This is a genomic window from Streptomyces sp. NPDC001493, from assembly GCF_053597235.1.
Map to the genome: position 1 here is coordinate 214837 of NZ_JBSFHV010000012.1, position 18788 is coordinate 233624.

Annotated in this window: 15 protein-coding genes and 1 tRNA gene; 5 read left to right on the forward strand and 11 right to left on the reverse strand. The window is 72.1% G+C overall.

Going from position 1 to position 18788, the window contains the following annotated elements; all coding sequences use genetic code 11:
- Nucleotides 1–52 precede the first annotated feature (52 nt).
- Entirely contained in the window at nt 53–505 is a 453-nt protein-coding gene (locus ACWCWD_RS19215; RefSeq protein ID WP_450773980.1) for a hypothetical protein, read from the forward strand.
- Between the two features lie 234 nt (nt 506–739).
- On the opposite strand, the gene ACWCWD_RS19220 is transcribed toward ACWCWD_RS19215, so the two are convergent.
- The 3 genes from ACWCWD_RS19220 to ACWCWD_RS19230 form a co-directional block, all read right to left on the reverse strand.
- A tRNA-His gene (locus ACWCWD_RS19220) sits at nt 740–812 on the reverse strand.
- A 156-nt stretch (nt 813–968) separates the two neighbouring features.
- A complete protein-coding gene (gene orn, locus ACWCWD_RS19225) occupies nt 969–1574 on the reverse strand; it encodes an oligoribonuclease (protein WP_450773981.1) in 606 nt (201 codons plus the stop codon).
- 10 nt (nt 1575–1584) lie between these two features.
- Nucleotides 1585–2805 carry a helix-turn-helix domain-containing protein gene (locus ACWCWD_RS19230; RefSeq protein ID WP_450773982.1) on the reverse strand — a complete coding sequence of 407 codons (1221 nt, stop codon included), beginning with the start codon at nt 2803–2805 and terminating at the stop codon, nt 1585–1587.
- 1164 nt (nt 2806–3969) lie between these two features.
- On the opposite strand from ACWCWD_RS19230, the gene ACWCWD_RS19235 reads away from it, so the two are divergent.
- A complete protein-coding gene (locus ACWCWD_RS19235) occupies nt 3970–4491 on the forward strand; it encodes a universal stress protein (protein WP_450773983.1) in 522 nt (173 codons plus the stop codon).
- Between the two features lie 261 nt (nt 4492–4752).
- Here the strand turns inward: ACWCWD_RS19235 and glmS are convergent, their stop codons facing one another.
- The 3 genes from glmS to ACWCWD_RS19250 form a co-directional block, all read right to left on the reverse strand.
- Nucleotides 4753–6582: a glutamine--fructose-6-phosphate transaminase (isomerizing) gene (gene glmS, locus ACWCWD_RS19240; RefSeq protein WP_450773984.1), complete on the reverse strand. Its 1830-nt coding sequence runs from the start codon at nt 6580–6582 to the stop codon at nt 4753–4755.
- A 119-nt stretch (nt 6583–6701) separates the two neighbouring features.
- A complete protein-coding gene (locus ACWCWD_RS19245; RefSeq protein ID WP_266704610.1) occupies nt 6702–6977 on the reverse strand; it encodes a hypothetical protein in 276 nt (91 codons plus the stop codon).
- 524 nt (nt 6978–7501) lie between these two features.
- Nucleotides 7502–8149, reverse strand: coding sequence for a GNAT family N-acetyltransferase (locus ACWCWD_RS19250; RefSeq protein ID WP_450773985.1), 648 nt, complete (start codon nt 8147–8149; stop codon nt 7502–7504).
- Nucleotides 8150–8400: 251 nt separating this feature from the next.
- On the opposite strand from ACWCWD_RS19250, the gene ACWCWD_RS19255 reads away from it, so the two are divergent.
- Nucleotides 8401–10716: an MMPL family transporter gene (locus tag ACWCWD_RS19255; protein WP_450773986.1), complete on the forward strand. Its 2316-nt coding sequence runs from the start codon at nt 8401–8403 to the stop codon at nt 10714–10716.
- Between the two features lie 83 nt (nt 10717–10799).
- Here ACWCWD_RS19255 and ACWCWD_RS19260 read toward each other — a convergent pair whose 3' ends face one another.
- Genes ACWCWD_RS19260 through ACWCWD_RS19275 form a run of 4 tightly spaced genes read right to left on the reverse strand, consistent with a single transcriptional unit; the run spans nt 10800 to nt 16688 of the window.
- A complete protein-coding gene (locus ACWCWD_RS19260; RefSeq protein WP_450773987.1) occupies nt 10800–11969 on the reverse strand; it encodes an acyl-CoA dehydrogenase family protein in 1170 nt (389 codons plus the stop codon).
- A gap of 8 nt (nt 11970–11977) precedes the next feature.
- Nucleotides 11978–12964 (reverse strand): hydroxymethylglutaryl-CoA lyase, encoded by a 987-nt coding sequence (locus ACWCWD_RS19265; protein ID WP_450773988.1) that lies wholly within the window; start codon nt 12962–12964, stop codon nt 11978–11980.
- A complete protein-coding gene (locus ACWCWD_RS19270; protein ID WP_450773989.1) occupies nt 12961–15009 on the reverse strand; it encodes an ATP-binding protein in 2049 nt (682 codons plus the stop codon). The genes ACWCWD_RS19265 and ACWCWD_RS19270 overlap by 4 nt, the downstream gene beginning before the upstream one ends.
- Nucleotides 15010–15050: 41 nt before the next feature.
- A complete protein-coding gene (locus ACWCWD_RS19275) occupies nt 15051–16688 on the reverse strand; it encodes a carboxyl transferase domain-containing protein (protein WP_450773990.1) in 1638 nt (545 codons plus the stop codon).
- A 118-nt stretch (nt 16689–16806) separates the two neighbouring features.
- Here ACWCWD_RS19275 and ACWCWD_RS19280 point away from each other — a divergent pair, with 118 nt between their 5' ends.
- Together ACWCWD_RS19280 and ACWCWD_RS19285 are read left to right on the forward strand one after the other, a co-directional pair.
- Entirely contained in the window at nt 16807–17427 is a 621-nt protein-coding gene (locus ACWCWD_RS19280) for an SACE_7040 family transcriptional regulator (protein ID WP_450773991.1), read from the forward strand.
- 81 nt (nt 17428–17508) lie between these two features.
- Nucleotides 17509–18288 carry a phosphatase gene (locus ACWCWD_RS19285; RefSeq protein WP_450773992.1) on the forward strand — a complete coding sequence of 260 codons (780 nt, stop codon included), beginning with the start codon at nt 17509–17511 and terminating at the stop codon, nt 18286–18288.
- 6 nt (nt 18289–18294) lie between these two features.
- Here the strand turns inward: ACWCWD_RS19285 and ACWCWD_RS19290 are convergent, their stop codons facing one another.
- A complete protein-coding gene (locus ACWCWD_RS19290; protein ID WP_450773993.1) occupies nt 18295–18768 on the reverse strand; it encodes a hypothetical protein in 474 nt (157 codons plus the stop codon).
- Between the last annotated feature and the right edge of the window lie 20 nt (nt 18769–18788).

Below are 18788 nucleotides of genomic sequence, written 5' to 3' on the forward strand. Positions count from 1 at the left end.
AGGGGACGGGTGGCGCGCGGGGCGCCACCCCTGGGCGGAAGGAAGAGACGCCATGGAAAACGCCGACAGCGAGGTCATCTCGTGTGCCGTGTGCGGCGCCCGGCTGTCCGTGCCGGTGCGCGAGGTGCGCCCGCCCGCGGAGGGCGAGACATGGACGCCGCTCGACTCTCCCGTGGACCCCTGCCCGCCGAGGATGGCGGCAGGAACCTTCGCCCGTGACCCGGAGCCGGGGCGTATCACGCGGCGCATGCTGAGCGAGGGCTCCGACGCTTCCCGGGCGGAACCCGGGGCGGCGGTGGATCTGCTGTTGAGCCCGGGCGACTTGGTCGGCACCACCGAGATCCAGGGCCGCTGGGGCGGCTGCTGCGGGCCCTCAGGGCACGACGGGCCCAATCTCGCCTGCGCGGGGTGCGGGGCGGAGGTCGGCGTGTGGATCGGCGACTGCTACACCTGGCTGGAGGTCGTCCTCGACGGGCACCTGGTGAGCCGTTCCCCGTCGGCCTGACCGCTCCACTCCGCTGATCAGCCGTTCCCGGTCGGCCTTGACCGCTCCGCTCCGTGCCACGCCCTCTCGCCAGGGGTGGCAGGGCCCGATGTGATCCGTGGTCATGGCCGCAGGACCGCGACCGGCAGATGTACGAGTGGGAGCCCTGCGGCCCGGGTGCTCCTGGGGACCGCGTGACGGGAACGCACGAAGAAGGCCCGGTCTGCTTCCGCAGACCGGGCCTTCTCCTTCAAGGGTGAGTAACGGGACTCGAACCCGCGACATCCTGGACCACAACCAGGTGCTCTACCATCTGAGCTATACCCACCATGTTCGTCCGGGCGTTTCCGACCGGCCGAGAAAAAGTGTACAGGGTTTTCGAGGGTGCTCGCGCCACCTTTCCGCGGCCCCCTCCGCGGCCCTGTCCACAGGCCCTCCCGGGCCCGTGAACAGGGGGTTTTCGCAGGGGTGCGAGCGGCGGGCCCTACTTCTCGCCCGACACCACGTGGCGGGCGGCGATCTCCTTGGCGCGGTCCGAGTCCGGGCCGGGCTGGGGCACGAAGACGGCCTCGCGGTAGTAGCGCAGCTCCGCGATGGATTCGCGGATGTCGGCCAGTGCCCGGTGGTTGCCGCTCTTGTCCGGGCTGTTGAAGTACGCCTTCGGGAACCAGCGCCGGGCCAGCTCCTTGATCGAGGACACGTCGACGATGCGGTAGTGGAGGTACCCCTCCAGCGCCTGCATGTCGCGCGCGAGGAAGCCCCGGTCGGTGCCGACGGAGTTGCCGCAGAGCGGCGCCTTGCCCGGCTCCTTCACGTGCTCGCGCACGTACGCCAGAACCTGGGCCTCGGCGTCGACCAGGGTGGTGCCCCCGGCCAGCTCGTCGAGGAGGCCCGAGGTGGTGTGCATGCGCCGCACCACCTCGGGCATCGTCTCCAGGGCCGCGTCCGGCGGGCGGATCACGATGTCCACCCCTTCGCCGAGCACGTTCAACTCCGAGTCGGTGACCAGAGCCGCCACCTCGATGAGTGCGTCGTCCGTCAACGAGAGCCCGGTCATCTCGCAGTCGATCCATACCATGCGGTCGTTCATGGCCCCCACCCTACGGGGCGCTCCGCTGTCCCGGCAGGGCCGGGCGCCCGCCGGGATAACCGTCCGGGCTCCGGTCCGGCCGGTCCGGGAGGGCCGGCGCTCCCGGGGAGGCGGCGAACGCGGCCAGCCCCGTGGAACCGCCCGGAATCCTCCGTACCGCGGACGCGACCTGCGCGGGCACCACCGCCTCCACCACACCGGGCTCCGGCCCCGACCCCGGACGGCGGGCCCGGTAGGCGGCCCGGTACGCGGCGGGGGAGGAGCCCAGCTGGCGGCGGAAGTGACCGCGCAGCGCCACCGGCGAACGGAAGCCGCAGCGGCCCGCGACCTCGTCCACCGAGTAGTCCGACGTCTCCAGCAGCCGCTGCGCCTGGAGCACCCGCTGGGTGATCAGCCATTGGAGCGGCGCGCTGCCGGTGAGCGAGCGGAAGCGCCGGTCGAAGGTACGGCGGCTCATGTACGCGCGAGCCGCGAGCGTCTCCACGTCGAACTGCTCGTGCAGATGCTCCAGGGCCCAGGCCACGACCTCGGCGAGCGGGTCGGAGCCGATCTCTTCGGGTAAAGACCTGTCGAGGTAGCGCTCCTGACCGCCGCTGCGGCGCGGCGGCACCACGAGCCGGCGGGCCAGCGCGCCGGCGGCCTCCGTGCCGTGGTCCGTCCGCACGATGTGCAGGCAGAGGTCGATCCCGGCGGCCGTGCCCGCCGAGGTGAGCACGTCACCGTCGTCGACGAACAGCTCGCGCGGATCGACGTGCACCGACGGGTAGCGCTTCGCCAACGTCGGCGCGTACATCCAGTGCGTCGTCGCCGGGCGGCCGTCCAGCAGGCCGGCGGCCGCGAGGACGAACGCCCCGGTGCAGAGCCCGACGATGCGGGCGCCCTCTTCGTGGGCGCGGCGCAGCGCGTCGAGCGCCTCGACCGGAGGCGGGGAAGTGATCGAACGCCAGGCGGGCACCACCACGGTGCCTGCCCTGCTGATCGCTTCCAGGCCGTACGGCGCGGTGAGTTCGAGGCCGCCGGTGGTGCGCAGCGGCCCTTCCTCCCCGCCACAGACCAGCAGGCGGTAGCGCGGCACGCCCGCGTCCTGCCGGTCGATGCCGAAGACGGAGAGCGGGATGGAGCTCTCGAAGATCGGGCCGCCGCTGAACAGCAGTACGGCTACGACTTCCCGGCGTCGCCGCCCGGCCAACTTCCGTGCGGCCTCCGTTGCGGATGCGGAGTCCTGGCTCATGACGCTAAGCCCCCCTCGGTGTTCGCGTCTCCCTGGTCCCTACAGGCCTGTCGCTCCTGCACGTGTCCCCTCGGTGCCGCACGTGTCCCAGTGCTCGATTTCAAGATCGAACCTACTGCGTCCCGCGATGCCGAAATGACACGTTCCCTCACCGGCTCAATGTCGACAAGGCAACGTGGCGTGAAGCGTTCGATCACGAAGCGTTCCACTCACGAGCGGCACTGTGAAGTGCGCGTCGCGATCATGGCCCGTCCGCGTCGGGTGAAAGCGTACCGCGCGGTCCGTTCCTGCCAGGTGACAAGTGCAAATGAGGGGCACATCGCCAAGGTTTCGGCGCAGATGTGAAGTTGGCTGAAAATCGACGGTCGTGCGCGTGGGATTCAGTCATGCTCCGGCGCGCTCCCCGCGCACTCTGGGCCCTGCCGGTCGCGCCCCCCGCGCACCTGCGAGAAAGCCCGCCGGGGGATCTTCCCCGCCCCTGCGGACCGCCGGCGGGGGCGCGAACGGAGCGGGCCGAAGAAAGCGGGCGAGCCCGGTGGATCAACGGATTCACCGGCGCACGCACGGGAATTCGCTTGCGCCGGGTGCGCCTGTCCGTGCGCCCTCCTGCGCTCGTGCCCGGCCTGGCTCGGAGAGTCCGGGCGGCGTCGGACACGGGCGGTCGCCGCGCGCACGCTCCGGGTGCGCGCTCCGGCGCTCCGGCGCCGTCACCGGCGTGCCGAGGTGGCCAACAGGGGCCGCTCCAGAGGGCCGTACGAGGCGCGCGCCGCGTTCGAAGACCCTCTCCGAGCCATACCGGCCCGTCGGAAAAACGGGGCGAAGGGCACGCTCAGGCGCCGCGACGCTCGGTGTACGGACCAACCGGCATTGCCAACCGCCCTCGCCTCGTGCATGCTCCCCCAAAGCGCGTCACGCGCTTTGCGGCGGTCTGGGCGGTGGAGGAGTGGCGCCGTACCCTTGGGGGTAAAGGGTTGGAAAGATGATTCCCGGACAACAGCCCGACAGCGGCCCGGGACAACGGCCCCGCGACCACCGTCGCCGGGCCCTCGTCCTGGACGGTCGTCGGACACAAGTCCACAGCGCCGCACGGCAACCGCTCCCCGCAGCCGCACACGTCCCCCTAGCCGTTCCCTCCTCAAGAGGACTCTCTTCGCCGAGACACCGATGGCCGGTCACGAATCCCCTGAACCCGCAGACCGCAAGCAGGTAACCGACCACGGGTCGGACCCCCTGACGGTCGAAGAAACACGTCATTCCTGCGACCCGGCCTTCCGGCACGGTGTCGTGGTCGGTTTCGACGGCTCCACGTCCAGTGAGCGAGCCCTCGCCTATGCGATCGGCATGGCCTGCAGATCCGGCTCCGGACTGATCATCGTGCACGTCGCCAACCGGCTCCCGACCACCGTCTGGGCAGGCTGCGAACCCCCCGTCTTCGTCGACGTACCCGATCACCGCACCGAGGTGCTCGGTCTTGAACTGGCCTGTGCGGAGTACCTCGCCGAGGTGCCGTGGGTGCTGGTCGAGCGCGGCGGCGACATCTGCCACGAACTGGAAGAAGTCGGCCGCGAGTATGCCGCCGACGCGATCGTCGTCGGGTCGACGCACGGGCTGGTGGGCCGGATCTTCGGCTCCGTGGCCGGCCGTCTCGCCCGCCGCGCGCAACGTCCCGTCATCGTCATCCCCTGATCCCGAACAGTCCCGATCAGTCCCGAACGGTCCTCGCCGATACCGAACGGTCCCGGCGAAAGACCCGACGGAGCGCGGGTGTTGATCCGCCGCACGGCTGATGGTCCGTCAACCCGCAGGGGCTGCACATCAGTACACCGGGTCATCCGCACGGGACATGCGTGACGCGCATGTCGTACATGACGGAAGCGGGCGTACACCACGATCGAGTGGTGTACGCCCGCTTCTCGTTGCCCTCGGTCCGGTGCGGACCTGGGGGCCCTACTCGACGGTGACGGACTTCGCCAGGTTGCGCGGCTTGTCGATGTCGCGGCCCATGGCCAGCGCCGTGTGGTACGCGAAGAGCTGGAGCGGGATGCCCATGAGGATCGGGTCGAGCTCGTTCTCGTTCTTCGGCACGACGATGGTGTGGTCCGCCTTCTCCTGGACCTGGTGCGCGACGGCGAGGATCCGGCCGCTGCGCGCCTTGATCTCCTCCATCGCGGCCCGGTTCTTCTCCAGCAGCTCGTCGTCCGGCACGATCGCGACGGTCGGCATCGCGGGCTCGATCAGGGCCAGCGGCCCGTGCTTCAGCTCGGAGGCCGGGTACGCCTCGGCGTGGATGTACGAGACCTCCTTGAGCTTCAGCGAGGCCTCGCGGGCCACCGGGTAGCCCCGCACGCGGCCGATGAACATCATCGACCTGGCGTCCGCGTACTCGGCGGCCAGCCGCTTGATCTCGTCCTCGTTCGCCAGGATCTCGCTGATCTGCTCCGGCAGACGGCGCAGACCGGCGATGATCCGCTTGCCGTCCGCGACCGACAGGTCACGGATGCGGCCCAGGTGCAGGGCGAGCAGCGCGAAGGAGACCACCGTGTTGGTGAAGCACTTGGTGGAGACCACGCAGACCTCGGGGCCGGCGTGGACGTACGTACCGCCGTCAGCCTCCCGGGCGATGGCGGAGCCCACGACGTTGACGATGCCGAGGACCCGGGCGCCCTTGCGCTTCAGCTCCTGCACGGCGGCCAGTACGTCGTAGGTCTCGCCGGACTGGGAGACGGCGACGTAGAGGGTGTCGGGGTCCACGACCGGGTTGCGGTAGCGGAACTCGGACGCCGGCTCGGCGTCCGCGGGGATGCGGGCCAGCTCCTCGATCAGCTGGGCGCCGATCTGACCGGCGTGGTACGAGGTGCCGCAGCCGAGGATCTTGATCCGGCGCACCCCGCGCGCCTCGCGGGCGTCCAGGTTGAGGCCGCCCAGGTGCACGGTGGAGAAACGGTCGTCGATACGGCCCCGCAGCACGCGGTCGACCGCCTCGGCCTGCTCCGAGATCTCCTTGTGCATGTACGTGTCGTGGCCGCCCATGTCGTACGACTCGGCCTCCCACTCCACGGTGGTCGGCGTGGCCGTCGTGGTCGAGCCCTCCGTGGTGTAGGTACGGAAGTCGTCGGCCTTGAGGGTGGCCATCTCGCCGTCGTCGAGGGTCACGACCTGGCGGGTGTGGGCGACCAGCGCGGCGACGTCGGAGGCGACGAACATCTCCTTCTCGCCGATGCCGAGGACGACCGGGGAGCCGTTGCGGGCGACGACGATGCGGTCGTTGAAGTCCGCGTGCATCACCGCGATGCCGTAGGTGCCCTCGACGGAGCGCAGCGCCTCGCGGACCTTCTCCTCCAGGGTCTCGGCCTGGGCGCGGGCGACCAGGTGGACCAGCACCTCGGTGTCGGTCTCGGAGAGGAAGACGACGCCGTCGGCGACGAGCTTCGCGCGGAGCTCGGAGGCGTTGTCGATGATCCCGTTGTGGACGACGGCGACCTTGTTCTCCGCGTCCATGTGCGGGTGGGCGTTCTCGTCGCTCGGGGCGCCGTGGGTGGCCCAGCGGGTGTGCGCGATGCCGGTCGTGCCCGCGAAGCGCTTGGGGATACGCGCCTCCAGCTCGCGGACGCGGCCCTTCGCCTTGACCATCTTCAGCGTGCCCGGCTTGCCCGCCGCGGCCTTGCTCGTCACGACGATGCCCGCCGAGTCGTACCCCCGGTACTCCAGCCGCTGCAGACCTTCCAGCAGCAGCGGAGCGACGTCACGCCTGCCGATGTATCCGACGATCCCGCACATGTTTTCTACCCCTCCTACGACGTACAGATGCCCTGCGGTGCCCGGCCCCGGCGGTGGCCCCGGCCGTTGCCCCAGCCGTTCCCTCGGCTGTTGCTCCAGCCGTTGCTCCGGTCGTTGCCTCAGCCGTAGACGATGCGGCGCAGCTGGCGGAGCGAGAGCTCCGGCGGTGCCACCGCGCGGTGCGGCAGCTCGGCCGCGATCCGCTCGAAGATCTCCGTGTTGACCAGGCCGCCGGACTGCAGTTCGCGGTGGCGGCGCCGGACGAAGGCTTCGGTCGTCTCGTCGAAGAACGCCAGCACGTCGAGTACCACCCGGGCCGCTTCACCGCGCTGGAGCGAGGTGGAGCGTACGAGGTGGTCGATGAGGTCGTCGTGGGACGAGCGGCGTTCGAGCACCCGTTGATACTGCGTGGGCAGGCAGTCTTATGCAAGAAATCTGCCCGAAATCGGGCAGGAGCTGTGGGAAACATGTGGCGCGGTGGTACAGGTGCCCGCGGTGCGGTGTTCAGTGGTGTGCGCAGGGGCGCTCCCCCGGAGATGGCCGGAAGCGGTTCGCCCCAGCCGGTGGTTACGCCCGGTAACCCCCGCCCGGGCCGGACCGTACGGCCGTTGCGGGCCACCGCGAACGGAGACGCTCCGCGACCGGGACCCCGGAACGCGGGTCGTCGGACCCAGTCCGCCCGGTCGGTTCCGGGGCCCGGGTCGGCGATCATCCGGCCACGGTGGCCGGATGGGACGCACCGGGGGCGGGTTCGGGCCGGGGCAGCCGCACGCGGAGGGCTCCGCCCGGGAGATTCCCGCTGAGGGCTTCCGTCGGGGGTCACGCCCGAAGTCCGAGGGGCTTTTGCCGGGCGTCACGCCGAAGCCCGGGGGGCTTTTGCCGGGCGTCACGTCCCAAGCCCGGGGGCTTCTGCCGGGCGTCACGCCCCGAAGTGGCTCCGGCAGGCGTCGAGCCCCTCGACCGACACCTCCACCCTGCGGTGCTCCTCCCACCCGGCCCGGTCCAGCCGGAGCCGCTGGAGGGTCACCGGGACCCCGCGCACCGCGGCGACCGCCGTGCCGTTCGGGAGGTAGCCGAGACGGCGCGAGACACCGAGGGAGGCCGGGTTGTCGGTTATCGCCGCCGACACGGCGGTCTCTGCACCCAGTCCCGCGAACGCCAGGTGCAGCGCGGCGGCCCGCATCTCCGTCCCGAACCCCTGCCGCTGGTGGGCGAGACCGATCCAGGAGCCGGTGGACACCTGGCGGGTCACCCCGAAGCCCTTGGCCATCAGATCCTGCCGCCCGACGACCTCCCCGTCGTGCAGCACGGCCAGGCTCAGGGCCCAGTCGCCCACCGACCAGTTCGCGATCGTGGACAGCACGTGCTGGAACACCGCCCGCGCCACAGCCCCGGGCTCACCGTCGGTCCACGGCACCGAGAACGGCATCCGGTCCGGCGCGTGCACACCCGCCGCGGCCACCGCCGCGAGCCGGTCGGCGAGGGCGGTGTCCGGGAGCCGGAGTTCGAGTCGCGGGGTACGGATACGGAGTCCGTACAGGGGCCAGTGCTCGTACGGGGTCGTCATGGGCGAACTCTGCCGCAGCGCCCGGAACGGCGTCGACCGTTTAACGTGCCGCCCTGCTCCGGTGGCCGCCGACGCGACCTCCCGGCGCGCCGCCCGCCTCGCATGCGCGGGCTTCCACGGTGGGGTTTTCCCCCGCCCCACCGGGGTGATGGCCCGGGGAGCAGGTCACCGGCAGGCCGGATGGGATGCGGCGTCCCCCGCCCCTAGCGTCATTGAGGTATCGGAGCGGCTGCCCGGCAGCCGCCTTTTTCATGTCGATCCTCTTGAGGGGGCACACCGTGAGTCGCGCACGCGCACACGGCAGGAAGTTGGGCGTGGCGGCTGCCATGGGTGGCTGGAGCGCCCGGCACCGTTGGGCGGCGGTGAGCGGGTGGCTGCTCTTCGTCATCGCCGCCATGGTCATCGGCCAGGTGGTCGGTCAGGTGGACGTCGACGAGGCCAAGGCGGTGCCGGGCGAGGTCCGGCAGGCCGCCACGATCCTGGACGACGCCGGGCTCAAGGACGCGGCGGGCGAGATGGTGCTCGTACGCAGTGCCCACGGCACTGTCGCCGATCCCGCCTTCCACCGCGCGGTCGCCGACGTGGTCGGCGCGGTCGAGGCGACCGGCAGGGTCACCGCGGTCACTTCGCCGTACGACACCGGTGCGATCTCCGCCGACCGGCACAGCGCGCTCGTCGGGTTCGATGTGCGCGGCGACGCGGACGACGCCCCCGACCGGGTGCAGCCGGTGCTCGACGCGGTGGAGAAGGTGCAGGGCGGCCACCCGGACCTGAAGATCGCGGAGATCGGCGACGCCAGCTCCGGCAAGGCGGAGAACGACGCCTTCGGCAACGACTTCAAGACCGCCGAGTTCTCCGCGGTGCCGGTGGCGCTGGCCATTCTGCTGATCGCCTTCGGCGCACTGGTGGCCGCGCTGCTGCCGGTGGTGCTGGCGATGACCGCCTTCCTCGGCGCGACCGGAGTCGTCGCGCTCGTCAGCCACCTGGTTCCGATGGGCGACGACGCCCAGTCGGTGATGCTGCTGGTGGGGCTCGCGGTCGGCGTCGACTACTGCCTGTTCTACCTGCGCCGCGAACGCGAGGAACGCGCGGCCGGACACGACGCCGGCACCGCGCTGCGCATCGCCGCCGCCACCTCGGGCCGGGCCGTACTGGTCTCCGGCGTCACCGTGATCGTGGCCATGGCCGGCATGCTCTTCACCGGCATCGACGACTTCAAGTCCATGGGCGTGGCCACCATGATCGTGGTCGCCATCGCCATGTTCGGCTCGGTGACCGTGCTCCCCGCGCTGCTGTCCCTGCTGGGTGAGCGGGTGGAGAAGGGCCGCGTGCCGTTCCTGAGCCGCCGCCGTACCGACCGGTCGCGCACCCGGGGCACCGCGGCGGAGGGCAGCCGGGTCTGGCGGGCCGTGCTGCGGCCGGTGCTGCGCCACCCCTGGACCGCCACGCTGCTCGCCGTCGGAGCACTGGTCGCCGTCGCCGTACCGGCCCTCGGCATGCACACCGCGAACCTGTCGATGGACCAGGAACTCGGCCATGACACGCCGATCGTGCAGACCTACGAGGCGGTGTCCACCGCGTTTCCCGGCGGACCGGACCCGGCGCACGTGGTGGTCGAGGCCCCCGACATCGGCGCGCCGTCCGTCACCCGGGCGATCGCCGCGTTCCGCGCCGAGGCGGTCTCCTCGGGGGCCAGCAAGGGCCCTGTCACGGTGACCCTGCACCGCGCGCAGAACGTGGCCGAGATATCCGTACCGCTGACCGGCGGCTCCGACCACGCGCGGGCGGAGGCCGATCTGACCGTCCTGCGCGATCACGTCCGGCCGGACACCCTCGGCAAGGTCGCGGACGTCCGGGCCCCGATCACCGGGGAGACCGCCGAGTCGATGGACTTCGCCCACCGGATGAGCGGCAGCGTGCTGCCGGTGTTCGCCTTCGTCACCGTCTTCGCCTTTGTGCTGATGCTCCTCTCCTTCCGGTCGCTGACCATCGCTCTGACCTCGATCGTGCTCAACCTGCTCTCGGTGGGCGCCGCCTACGGGGTGCTGACCATGGTCTTCCAGCACGGTTGGGGCGCCTCGCTGGTCGGCGCGGCCGGGACCGGCGCGGTGGTGGCCTGGCTGCCGCTGTTCCTGTTCGTGATCCTGTTCGGGCTGAGCATGGATTACCACGTGTTCGTGGTCTCCCGGATCCGCGAGGCCAAGGTCCGCGGGCTGGCCACCCGTGCCGCGATCGAGCACGGCGTCACCACCACGGCCGGGGTGGTGACCAGTGCGGCGGTCATCATGGTCGCGGTCTTCGCGATCTTCGGCACCCTGTCGATGCAGAGCATGAAGCAGATGGGCGTCGGCCTCGCCTTCGCGGTACTGATCGACGCCACGGTGATCCGCGGGGTGCTCCTCCCGGCCGTGATGGCGCTGCTGGGCGAGCGCAACTGGTACCTGCCGCACTGGCTGCGGCGGCTTCCCGACCTGACGCACGACGAGCCGGTGGCGCCGGGGCCGCCGCTGGTACCGGCCGGACCCGGTCCCGTACCCCCGCGGACGAAGGTGCCGGAGCGCGGATGACGGTGCCCGCGGAAGGCACCGGCGCGTGAGCCGCGGGCGCACCTCGGGGGAGGCACGCCCGCGGCTCACGCGCCGGTGCGCCCTCACGCCGCCGGCAGCCCCAACTCCCGGGCGATCAGCATCCGCTGGACCTCGCTGGTGCCCTCGCCGATCTCCAGGATCTTGGAGTCCCGCCACATGCGGGCGACCGGGTACTCGTTCATGAAGCCGTAGCCGCCGTGGATCTGGGTGGCGTCACGGGCGTTGTCGACGGCGACGGTCGAGGAGTAGAGCTTCGCGATGGCCGCCTCCTTCTTGAAGGGCTCGCCGGCCACCAGCCGGGAGGCCGCGTCGCGCCAGCCGACGCGGGCCATGTGGGCGCGGGTCTCCATGTCGGCGATCTTGAACTGGATGGCCTGGTTGGCGCCGATCGGGCGGCCGAAGGCGTGGCGCTCGGCGGCGTACTTCACCGACTCGTCCACGCAGCCCTGGGCCAGTCCGGTCGCGAGGGCGGAGATCGCGATCCGGCCCTCGTCGAGGATGCGGAGGAACTGGGCGTACCCCCGGCCCTCCTCGCCGAGCAGGTTGGCGGCCGGGACGCGGACGTCGGCGAAGGAGAGCTCGCGGGTGTCGGAGGCGTTCCAGCCGACCTTGGAGTACGGGGCGGCGACCGTGAAGCCGGGGGTGCCGGACGGCACGACGATCGCGGAGATCCGCGGGGAGCCGTCGTCCTTGCGGCCGGTCACGGCCGTCACGGTCACCAACTCGGTGATGTCCGTACCGGAGTTGGTGATGAAGCACTTGGAGCCGTTGATCACCCACTCGCCGGCCGCCTCGTCCAGCACCGCCGTGGTGCGGGTGCCGCCCGCGTCCGAGCCGCCGTCGGGTTCGGTCAGCCCGAACGCGCCCAGCGCCTCGCCCGAGCAGAGCTTCGGCAGCCACCGTCGCTTCTGCTCCTCGGTGCCGAAGCGGTACACCGGCATGGCGCCCAGCGAGACGCCCGCCTCCAGGGTGATCGCCACCGAGGAGTCGACCCGGGCAAGCTCCTCCAGGGCGATCCCGAGGGCGAGGTAGTCGCCGCCCATCCCGCCGTACTCCTCCGGGAACGGCAGCCCGAACAGGCCCATCCGCCCCATCTCCCGCACGATCTCGTACGGGAACTCATGGCGTTCGTAGAAGGCGCCGATCTTCGGGGCGACCACCCCGTGGGCGAACTCCTCGACGGTACGGCGCAGTTCCTCGTGCTCGGCGGCGAGCCGGTGGTCCAGGGACATGGTGGGGGTCACTCCTCGGGGGACGGTGCCGGAGTCGGCGAGAGCGCGCGGACGGTACGGGACGGGCTCGGGCGGCCCAACTGCCCTGCCAGCCACACGCTGGTGGCGGTGAGGGCGTCGAGATCGACCCCGGTGTCGATGCCGAGGCCCCGGAGCATCCACACCAGGTCCTCGGTGGCGAGGTTGCCGGTGGCGCTCTTCGCGTACGGGCAGCCGCCGAGGCCGCCCGCCGACGCGTCGACGGTGGTCACCCCGTGCTGGAGGGCGGCGAGCGTGTTGGAGAGGGCCTGGCCGTAGGTGTCGTGGAAGTGCACGCCGATGGTGTCGGTACGCACCCCCTCCTCGTTCAGCTCGGCGAGCAGGGTCAGCACGTGGCCGGGGGTGGCGACACCGATCGTGTCGCCGAGGGAGAGCTCGTCGCAGCCGAGGTCCATCAGCGCCTTCGCCACCCGGACGACCTGGTGCACCGGGACCGGCCCCTCCCACGGGTCGCCGAAGCACATCGAGAGGTAGCCGCGCACATGCACCCGGTGCTCCTTCGCGCGGGCCACGACCGGCTCGAACATCGCCAGCGACTGGGCGACGGACCGGTTGAGGTTGCGGGCGGCGAAGCTCTCCGTCGCCGAGCCGAAGACCGCGATCCGCCGCGCCCCGAGCGCCAGCGCCCGGTCGAGCCCACGTTCGTTCGGTACGAGGACGGGGAGCGCGACACCGTTCGCCCCGCCCGGCCCGGGCAGGTCGCCGAGCATCGGGAACAGCTCCTCGGCGTCCGCGAGTTGGGGCACCCACTCGGAGCGGACGAAGCTGGTCGCCTCGATGGTGGTGAGCCCGGCGGCGGCGAGCCGGTGGATGAACTCGGCCTTCACGGCGGTCGGTACGACCGCCTTCTCGTTCTGCAGCCCGTCGCGCGCGCCCACTTCGTGGATACGGACCCGGGCGGGCAGGTCCTGTGTGGCGACGGTCATCGGCAGGGCGGGGCGTTCGGGGGTGGTCATGACTGCCTCTCCTCGGGGGCCGGGGCCGGGGGCGCTGCCGGAGTCGCGGCCGCTGCCGGGGCCTCTGCCGGGGCGGGGGCCGGGATCGCCGCCGGGTCCGTCCCGGTGTCCGTCCCGGTGTCCGGCGCGACCACGGCCAGCACCTGGTCCATGGCGACGGTGGCCCCGGGCGAGACGTCCAGCCCGGTGACGGTCCCGGCGTGCGGGGCGGAGATGACGTGCTCCATCTTCATCGCCTCGACCACCAGCAGCGCCTGCCCCGCCGACACCGCGTCCCCGACCGCCACCTTGACCACGGTGACCGTGCCCGGCATGGGCGCCGCGAGGGTGTCCGCGCCCGCGCGGGCCGCCCCGCTCAGGGACGCCTCCACCGGGTCGTGGTCCCGCACCTGCCAGGTGTCGCCGTCGCGGCCGAGCCACTGCCCGGCGCGCCTGAAGTGGTGCACCACGCCGTCGAGTTCGACGGTCACCCGGTCCGGGCCGACCGCCGCACCCGGGGGCGCCTCCCGTACCACCGGCTCCTGCCCGGCCACCCGCAGCGGGAAGCCGAGCGGGGCGGGGGAGCCGCCGGTGCGCCAGCCGCTCGGTACGGAGAACGGGTCCGTCCAGCCGTGCGCGTCCGGCACCGGCGCGAGCGAGTCAGCCCGTACGGCGGCCGCCGCCGCGTACACCTCGTCCGGTACGCCGTCCGGGACCAGCCCCGCCGCCTCCCGCTCCACCAGCCCCGTGTCGAGCTCGCCCGCCACCACCGCCGGATGGGCCAACAGGCGGCGCAGGAAACCGGCGTTGGTCGGTACGCCCAGGATCACCGTGTCCGCGAGGGCCGCCCGCAGCCGGCGCAGGGCGGTCGCCCGGTCGGGGCCGTACGCGATGACCTTCGACAGCATCGGGTCGTACAGCGAACCGACCTCCGTGCCCTCGCTCAGCCCCGAGTCCGTCCGGACCCCGCCGCCCTGCGGTTCGTCCAGGGCGAGCACGGTGCCGCCGGAGGGCAGGAAGCCGCGCGCCGGGTCCTCGGCGCAGACCCGGGCCTCCACGGCGTGCCCGGTGAAGGCGATGTCGGCCTGCGCGTACGGGAGTCGCTCGCCGGAGGAGACACGCAGCTGCCACTCCACCAGGTCCAGTCCGGTGATCAGCTCGGTGACCGGGTGCTCGACCTGGAGCCGGGTGTTCATCTCCATGAAGCAGTACGCGGACGGGTCGCCGCCCGGCACGATGAACTCGACCGTGCCCGCGCCGACATAGCCGCAGGAGCGGGCCGCGCGCACCGCCGCCTCACCCATCGCCGCCCGGGTCGCCGCGTCGAGCAGCACCGACGGCGCCTCCTCGATCACCTTCTGGTGGCGGCGCTGGAGCGAGCACTCGCGCTCGCCGAGGTGGACCACGTTGCCGTGGGCGTCCGCGAGCACCTGGATCTCGATGTGCCGGGGGCGCTGGATCCACCGCTCCACCAGCAGCGTGTCGTCGCCGAAGGACGCCGTCGCCTCGCGGCGGGCCCCCGCGATCTCCTCGGCGAGCAGCGTCTCGTCGTGCACCAGCCGCATGCCCTTGCCGCCGCCGCCCGCCGAGGGCTTCAGCAGCACCGGCAGCCCGATCTCCCGCGCCGCGTCGGCGAGTTGGATATCGGTGAGGCCGCCGCCGGAGGAACCGGGGACCACCGGCACCCCGGCAGCCGCGACCGTCTCCTTCGCCCGGATCTTGTCGCCCATCAGGGAGATCGCCTCGGCGGGCGGCCCGATGAAGACGAGCCCGGCCTCCGCGCACGCCCGGGCGAAGGCGGCGTTCTCCGCGAGGAAGCCGTACCCCGGATGGACCGCCTCGGCCCCCGTGCGGCGGGCCGCCTCCAGCAGCGCGGGCACGCTGAGGTAGCTCCGCGCGGCGGGCGCCGGGCCGATCCGTACCGCCGTGTCCGCCTCCCGTACGTGCCGCGCTCCCGCGTCCGCGTCGCTGAAGACGGCGACCGACCGGACGCCGAGGGCGCGCAGCGTCCGGATGACCCGGACGGCGATCTCGCCCCGGTTGGCGACCAGCACCGTGCTGAACATGGACGTCCCTCTCTTCCTCTCGCCCGTACGATTTCGCTCGTTCACATCCGGAAGATGCCGAAGCCCGGGTCCGCCGGATTCCGCTCGGGGAGCGGGGCGTTGGCGCACGCGGTCAGCGCCAGGCCGAGCACCTGCCGGGTGTCCGCCGGGTCGATCACCCCGTCGTCCCAGAGCCGGGCGGTCGCGTAGTAGGCGTTGCCCTGCTCCTCGTACTGGGCGCGGACCGGCGCCTTGAACGCCTCCTCGTCCTCCGCGCTCCAGGCGTCGCCGAGCTGGTCCCGCTTGACCGTGGCGAGGACCGAGGCGGCCTGCTCGCCGCCCATCACCGAGATCTTGGCGTTGGGCCACATCCAGAGGAAGCGGGGCGAGTAGGCCCGGCCGCACATGGAGTAGTTGCCCGCGCCGTACGAACCGCCGACGACGACCGTCAGCTTCGGCACCCGGGTGGTCGCCACGGCGGTGACCATCTTGGCGCCGTGCTTCGCGATGCCCCCGGCCTCGTACGCCTTGCCGACCATGAAGCCCGAGATGTTCTGGAGGAAGACCAGCGGGATGCCCCGCTGGTCGCACAGCTCGATGAAGTGGGCGCCCTTCTGGGCCGATTCGGAGAACAGGATGCCGTTGTTGGCGACGATCCCCACCGGATGGCCGTGGACGTGCGCGAACCCGGTGACCAGCGTCTGGCCGTACTCCGCCTTGAACTCCGCGAACCGCGACCCGTCCACCACCCGGGCGATCACCTCGCGCACGTCGTACGGGGTGCGCGGGTCGACCGGCACCGCGCCGTACAGCCCCGCCGGGTCCGCCTTCGGCTCCTCGGCGGGCCGCACGGTCCACGGCAGCGCCCCGCGCGCCGGGAACGTCGCCACGATGTTCCGCACGATCCGCAGCGCGTGCGCGTCGTCCTCGGCGAGGTGGTCGGTGACCCCGGACGTACGCGAGTGGACCTCGCCGCCGCCCAGCTCCTCCGCCGTGACGACCTCGCCCGTCGCCGCCTTCACCAGCGGCGGACCGCCGAGGAAGATCGTGCCCTGGCCGCGCACGATGACCGCCTCGTCGCTCATCGCGGGGACGTACGCCCCGCCCGCCGTGCAGGAACCCAGCACCGCCGCGATCTGCGGGATGCCCGCACCCGACATCCGCGCCTGGTTGAAGAAGATCCGGCCGAAGTGGTCGCGGTCCGGGAACACCTCGTCCTGCATCGGCAGGAAGGCGCCGCCGGAGTCCACGAGGTAGAGGCAGGGGAGACGGTTCTCCAGCGCCACCTCCTGCGCCCGCAGATGCTTCTTCACGGTCATCGGGTAGTACGTACCGCCCTTGACGGTCGCGTCGTTGGCGACGATCACGCACTCCCGGCCACTCACCCGGCCGATCCCCGCCACCACCCCGGCGGCCGGTGCGGCGCCGCCGTACAGCCCCTCGGCGGCCAGCGGGGCCAGCTCCAGGAAGGGCGAACCGGGGTCGAGCAGCGTGTCCACCCGGTCCCGGGGCAGCAGCTTGCCGCGCGCCACATGGCGGGCGCGCGCCTTCTCGCCCCCGCCGAGCCGGGCCGAGGCGAGCCGGGCGCGCAGCTCGTCGGCGAGCGCGCGGTGCGCCGCCTCGTTGGCCCGCCAGGCCTCGGAGGCGGGATCGGCCGCGCTGAGAAGGACCGGTGCCTGTGGTGCCGGTGCCGGCTGCATCGTGTCGAGCCTCCCCGTGACCGGTGGGGCCCGTGACCCCTGCCGTGCGGTTAATGAGCGTTAACGCGAACGGCCTCAGGTTAACGAGCGCTAACGGCCCTGTCTAGAATGAATCCCCATGAGCACCCATGCCACCGCCCGCGTCGCGGGACCCACCCGCCGCGAGCAGATCCTCCGGGAGGCCGCACTCCTCTTCGCCGAGCGCGGCTTCCACGGCGTCGGTGTCGACGAGATAGGCGCCGCCGTGGGCATCAGCGGCCCCGGCCTCTACCGGCACTTCCCCGGCAAGGACGCGATGCTCTCCGAGCTGCTGGTCGGCATCAGCGAGCGCCTCCTCACCGGCGGCCGGCTGCGCGTCGAGGAGGACGCCGCCGCACCGGAGAGCTCCCCGGACGCGCTGCTGGACGCGCTCATCGAGGGCCACATCGACTTCGCCCTCGACGACCGGCCCCTGATCACCCTGCACGACCGCGAGCTGGACCGCCTGCGTGACGCCGACCGCAAGCGGGTCCGGCGCCTCCAGCGCGAGTACGTCGAGATCTGGGTCTCCGTCGCCCGCACCCGCTACCCCGTCCTCACCGAGGCCGAGGCCCGCGTCACCGTGCACGCCGTCTTCGGCCTGCTGAACTCCACCCCGCGCCTCGCCCACCCCGAGGCCCTCCCGGACCGTGCGGCGACGGCGAAGCTGCTGCACCGGCTGGCCAGGGGCGCCTTCGCGGCGGCGGCCGACGGGCGCTGAGCGCCGCACCGCGCCCCCGCACCGGTTCCGGGGTACGAGATGCCGGGCGTGGCGCGCACCGGTGACGGCAGAATGGGCGCCATGCCGATACCCAGCCGCGCCGAACTCACCGACCACCTCGTCCGTACCCGCATCGCCGGCGACGTGGCCACGCCCCGCGACAACAACCTCGCGCACTACCGGGCGCTCGCCAACGGAGACCGCCACTACTGGCTCGGGCTGGAACTCGGCGACCGCTGGACCGACGAACAGGACGTCCTCGCCGTCATGGCGGAGCGCTGCGGGGTCATCGACGACCCGGCCCACCGCTTCGGCCAGGACACCATCGACCCCGAACTGACCGTCGACGCACTCGACCGGATGGCGGAACGCCTGCGCAAGGCGGTGGCCGACAACGAGAGCGTCCTCGTCGCCACCGGTCACCCCGGCGGCCTCCTCGACGTGCACCGCAGGACGGCGGACGCGCTCCGTGCGGCGGGCTGCGAGATCATCACCGTCCCGGCCGGGCTGCGCGCCGACGAGGGCAACGTCGTCCAGTTCGCCGGAGTCGCGGTGCTGGAACACGGCGCGTCCCTCTGGCACACCCACTCCCCGGCCCCGATGGCCGCGATCCTGGACGGCCTGGAACGCGAGGGCCGGCCCCGGCCGGACCTGGTCCTCGCCGACCACGGCTGGGCCGGCTGCGCGGGCGGACGCGGACTCGACGCCATCGGCTACGCCGACTGCAACGACCCCGCCCTCTTCCTCGGCGAGGCCGAGGGCTCCCTCCTGGTCACCGTCCCGCTGGACGACAACGTGCCCGACCCGCGCCACTACGACCCGCTGACGGAGTACCTGCTGGACGCGGCGGGGCTGGAGTAAGGGGCATCAGGCGGCCGCGGCGAGGACGCAGAGGGTGACGGTCGCCACGCACATGAGCACCTCCGTCGCTCCCGAAGGCCTGGTCTTCTCCACCGTGCGCCGCCGCACGGCGGTGCACGCCGGGAGGGGAGGCGCTTCCTCGACTGCCGCTGCCAGCCTCAGGCACTGTCGCTTGCCGGTGACGCCCACCGCGTAAGCGAGTGCCGGAATGTGTCCGTGCCCCTGCACATCGAGGCCGACGGCGCGGATTCCTGTCCTCTTCACCGTCAGGCTCCGCGGAATTCTGTACAGGGTCATTAAATTCCTGACGATCACTTCGTCGGGGGTGACCTCCACATAGGGGCGGATGTAGAAGGAAACCGCAAAGTACGCGGTCAGTGGGAAGAGCGCCACGACAGTCGCCACGCGCTTCCATTCGCCGCTGAACAGGCTGAGTGGCATGGCGATCAACAGAGCCGTGGCACCCAGGAGGACAAGCATCCCCACGGCGACCCGCTGGG

Excerpts from the sequence above, each read along its gene's own strand:
- ACWCWD_RS19215 (WP_450773980.1), top strand. The coding sequence starts at position 53 with ATGGAAAACGCCGACAGCGAGGTCATCTCGTGTGCCGTGTGCGGCGCC.
- ACWCWD_RS19255 (WP_450773986.1), top strand. The coding sequence starts at position 8,401 with ATGTCGATCCTCTTGAGGGGGCACACCGTGAGTCGCGCACGCGCACAC.
- ACWCWD_RS19265 (WP_450773988.1), bottom strand. The coding sequence starts at position 12,964 with ATGACCACCCCCGAACGCCCCGCCCTGCCGATGACCGTCGCCACACAG.
- ACWCWD_RS19285 (WP_450773992.1), top strand. The coding sequence starts at position 17,509 with ATGCCGATACCCAGCCGCGCCGAACTCACCGACCACCTCGTCCGTACC.
- ACWCWD_RS19280 (WP_450773991.1), top strand. The coding sequence starts at position 16,807 with ATGAGCACCCATGCCACCGCCCGCGTCGCGGGACCCACCCGCCGCGAG.
- ACWCWD_RS19275 (WP_450773990.1), bottom strand. The coding sequence starts at position 16,688 with ATGCAGCCGGCACCGGCACCACAGGCACCGGTCCTTCTCAGCGCGGCC.
- orn (WP_450773981.1), bottom strand. The coding sequence starts at position 1,574 with ATGAACGACCGCATGGTATGGATCGACTGCGAGATGACCGGGCTCTCG.
- ACWCWD_RS19260 (WP_450773987.1), bottom strand. The coding sequence starts at position 11,969 with ATGTCCCTGGACCACCGGCTCGCCGCCGAGCACGAGGAACTGCGCCGT.
- ACWCWD_RS19250 (WP_450773985.1), bottom strand. The coding sequence starts at position 8,149 with ATGACGACCCCGTACGAGCACTGGCCCCTGTACGGACTCCGTATCCGT.
- glmS (WP_450773984.1), bottom strand. The coding sequence starts at position 6,582 with ATGTGCGGGATCGTCGGATACATCGGCAGGCGTGACGTCGCTCCGCTG.
- ACWCWD_RS19290 (WP_450773993.1), bottom strand. The coding sequence starts at position 18,768 with ATGCTTGTCCTCCTGGGTGCCACGGCTCTGTTGATCGCCATGCCACTC.
- ACWCWD_RS19230 (WP_450773982.1), bottom strand. The coding sequence starts at position 2,805 with ATGAGCCAGGACTCCGCATCCGCAACGGAGGCCGCACGGAAGTTGGCC.
- ACWCWD_RS19270 (WP_450773989.1), bottom strand. The coding sequence starts at position 15,009 with ATGTTCAGCACGGTGCTGGTCGCCAACCGGGGCGAGATCGCCGTCCGG.
- ACWCWD_RS19235 (WP_450773983.1), top strand. The coding sequence starts at position 3,970 with ATGGCCGGTCACGAATCCCCTGAACCCGCAGACCGCAAGCAGGTAACC.